Source organism: Streptomyces sp. NPDC002784 (assembly GCF_053592135.1).
Map to the genome: position 1 here is coordinate 1 of NZ_JBSFVD010000123.1, position 2,810 is coordinate 2,810.

Annotated in this window: 1 rRNA gene; it reads left to right on the forward strand. The window is 57.0% G+C overall.

Going from position 1 to position 2,810, the window contains the following annotated elements:
• Positions 1-2,768, forward strand: a 23S ribosomal RNA gene (locus tag ACWD1Z_RS37040); the annotation flags it as partial.
• Positions 2,769-2,810 lie beyond the last annotated feature (42 nt).

The following is a 2,810-nucleotide window of genomic DNA, read 5'->3' on the forward strand; positions in this document are numbered from 1 at the left end:
CGAGTCAGAAACCGTTGATGTAGGCGAAGGACATGCGAAAGGTCCGGCGTAGAGGGTAAGACCCCCGTAGTCGAAACATCAGCGGCTCGTTTGAGAGACACCCAAGTAGCACGGGGCCCGAGAAATCCCGTGTGAATCTGGCGGGACCACCCGCTAAGCCTAAATATTCCCTGGTGACCGATAGCGGATAGTACCGTGAGGGAATGGTGAAAAGTACCGCGGGAGCGGAGTGAAATAGTACCTGAAACCGTGTGCCTACAAGCCGTGGGAGCGTCGGACATCAAGCTTGCTTGGTGTCTCGTGACTGCGTGCCTTTTGAAGAATGAGCCTGCGAGTTTGCGGTGTGTTGCGAGGTTAACCCGTGTGGGGAAGCCGTAGCGAAAGCGAGTCCGAATAGGGCGGTTTAGTAGCGCGCTCAAGACCCGAAGCGGAGTGATCTAGCCATGGGCAGGTTGAAGCGGAGGTAAGACTTCGTGGAGGACCGAACCCACCAGGGTTGAAAACCTGGGGGATGACCTGTGGTTAGGGGTGAAAGGCCAATCAAACTCCGTGATAGCTGGTTCTCCCCGAAATGCATTTAGGTGCAGCGTCGTGTGTTTCTTGCCGGAGGTAGAGCACTGGATAGGCGATGGGCCCTACCGGGTTACTGACCTTAGCCAAACTCCGAATGCCGGTAAGTGAGAGCGCGGCAGTGAGACTGTGGGGGATAAGCTCCATGGTCGAGAGGGAAACAGCCCAGAGCATCGACTAAGGCCCCTAAGCGTACGCTAAGTGGGAAAGGATGTGGAGTCGCACAGACAACCAGGAGGTTGGCTTAGAAGCAGCCACCCTTGAAAGAGTGCGTAATAGCTCACTGGTCTAGTGATTCCGCGCCGACAATGTAGCGGGGCTCAAGCGTACCGCCGAAGTCGTGTCATTGCAGCAATACGCCCAACGGCGGCTGTGATGGGTAGGGGAGCGTCGTGTGCCGGGTGAAGCCGCGCCGGAAGGCAGTGGTGGACGGTTCACGAGTGAGAATGCAGGCATGAGTAGCGATACACACGTGAGAAACGTGTGCGCCGATTGACTAAGGGTTCCTGGGTCAAGCTGATCTGCCCAGGGTAAGTCGGGACCTAAGGCGAGGCCGACAGGCGTAGTCGATGGATAACCGGTTGATATTCCGGTACCCGCTGTGAAGCGTCAAACATCGAACCGAGCGATGCTAAGTCCGTGAAGCCGCCCCGGAGCCTTCGGGCAAAGGGGAGTGGTGGAGCCGGCGAACCAGACTTGTAGTAGGTGAGTGATGGGGTGACGCAGGAAGGTAGTCCATCCCGGGCGGTGGTTGTCCCGGGGTAAGGGTGTAGGCCGTGCGATAGGCAAATCCGTCGTACATGTGGCTGAGACCTGATGCCGAGCCGATTGTGGTGAAGTGGATGATCCTATGCTGTCGAGAAAAGCCTCTAGCGAGTTTCATGGCGGCCCGTACCCTAAACCGACTCAGGTGGTCAGGTAGAGAATACCGAGGCGTTCGGGTGAACTATGGTTAAGGAACTCGGCAAAATGCCCCCGTAACTTCGGGAGAAGGGGGGCCACATCCGGTGAGAGGACTTGCTCCTTGAGCTGGGGGTGGCCGCAGAGACCAGCGAGAAGCGACTGTTTACTAAAAACACAGGTCCGTGCGAAGCCGTAAGGCGATGTATACGGACTGACGCCTGCCCGGTGCTGGAACGTTAAGGGGACCGGTTAGTCACTCTTCGGGGTGGCGAAGCTGAGAACTTAAGCGCCAGTAAACGGCGGTGGTAACTATAACCATCCTAAGGTAGCGAAATTCCTTGTCGGGTAAGTTCCGACCTGCACGAATGGCGTAACGACTTCTCGACTGTCTCAACCATAGGCCCGGTGAAATTGCACTACGAGTAAAGATGCTCGTTTCGCGCAGCAGGACGGAAAGACCCCGGGACCTTTACTACAGTTTGATATTGGTGTTCGGTTCGGCTTGTGTAGGATAGCTGGGAGACTGTGAACCTTGGACGCCAGTTCAGGGGGAGTCGTCGTTGAAATACCAGTCTGGTCGTGCTGGATGTCTAACCTGGGTCCGTGATCCGGATCAGGGACAGTGTCTGATGGGTAGTTTAACTGGGGCGGTTGCCTCCTAAAGAGTAACGGAGGCGCCCAAAGGTTCCCTCAGCCTGGTTGGCAATCAGGTGTTGAGTGTAAGTGCACAAGGGAGCTTGACTGTGAGACCGACGGGTCGAGCAGGGACGAAAGTCGGGACTAGTGATCCGGCGGTGGCTTGTGGAAGCGCCGTCGCTCAACGGATAAAAGGTACCCCGGGGATAACAGGCTGATCTTCCCCAAGAGTCCATATCGACGGGATGGTTTGGCACCTCGATGTCGGCTCGTCGCATCCTGGGGCTGGAGTCGGTCCCAAGGGTTGGGCTGTTCGCCCATTAAAGCGGTACGCGAGCTGGGTTTAGAACGTCGTGAGACAGTTCGGTCCCTATCCGCTGTGCGCGTAGGAGTCTTGAGAAGGGCTGTCCCTAGTACGAGAGGACCGGGACGGACGAACCTCTGGTGTGCCAGTTGTCCTGCCAAGGGCATGGCTGGTTGGCTACGTTCGGGAGGGATAACCGCTGAAAGCATCTAAGCGGGAAGCCTGCTTCGAGATGAGGACTCCCACCCCCTTGAGGGGTTAAGGCTCCCAGTAGACGACTGGGTTGATAGGCCGGATCTGGAAGCACCGTAAGGTGTGGAGGTGACCGGTACTAATAGGCCGAGGGCTTGTCCTCAGTTGCTCGCGTCCACTGTGTTAGTTCTGAGGCAACGACCGT